This window comes from Streptomyces sp. SYSU D01066-1, from assembly GCF_054956795.1.
The window spans coordinates 1-850 of the sequence record NZ_JBUDHV010000087.1 but is presented as its reverse complement, the minus strand read 5'-3'; the positions used below and the strand labels follow the sequence as shown (position 1 = coordinate 850).

The 850-nt window shown below is 70.2% G+C and carries 1 pseudogene; it reads right to left on the bottom strand.

The window, feature by feature from the left end:
* Positions 1–850 (bottom strand): annotated as a pseudogene (locus ACY1JF_RS31905) (hypothetical protein); the annotation flags it as partial.

Sequence of the window (850 nt, the reverse complement as noted above, 5' to 3'; positions counted from 1 at the left end):
GGGGGTGTTGTGTGTGTGGTGGTGGTCGTGGAGTCGGGTGTGGGTGTCGGTGGTGTTTTCGATGGTGGTGAGGTAGCGGAGGGGGATGGGTGTGGTGGGGGTGGTGGTGGCCATGAGGCCGTCGGTGTGGACGGCGGTGGAGTGGGGGTGGTTGCGGAAGAGGTGGTCGTTGTCGTGTTGTTCGTCGGGCAGGCCGAGGTAGTGGAGGAGTTCGTGGAGGAGTTGGGTGTCGGTGTGGTTGAGGTCGAGGTGGCGTTGGTTGGGGCGGGTGGGGTGGGGGGTGTGGGTGAGGGTGATGGTTTCGGGGTGGGTGGGGTCGTTGATGAGGTTGATGTTGAGGTGGAACTGGTCGTGTGAGGTGGGGAGGAGGTAGCGGTTGTTGAGGTGGGTGTCGGCGAGGGTTTTGAGGCGTTGTTGGAGTTGGGTGGTGTGGGTGGGGTCGGTGGTGGTGACGGGGAGGTTGAGGGTGTGGTCGCGGACCCAGTGGCCGGTGGGGGTCTGGATGCGGCGGATCTGGGCGCGGATGAGGGTGGTGGTTCCGGAGAGGGTGCCGGGGCGGGGTGGGTCGGTGAGGGGGTCGGCGTGGGGGTCGAAGCGTTCGGTGTGGAGGGTGGCGGGTGTGGCGTGGGGGCGCAGGTGGTGCCAGGTGTGGGGGTGTGCGGGGGTGGTGGTGAGGGGTGCGGGCTGGTCGTGGGCGGGGTCGCGGTGGGGTGCGGGGCGGTGGCGGCCGGGGGGTCGGGTGCTGGGGGTGTCGTGGGGGCCGCGGGGGGCGTGGGAGGTCGGGTTGGCGTCCGCGCCCGCGTCCGTGCCCGTAGTCGTGCCGGTGCCGGTGCCGGTGCCGGTGCCGGTG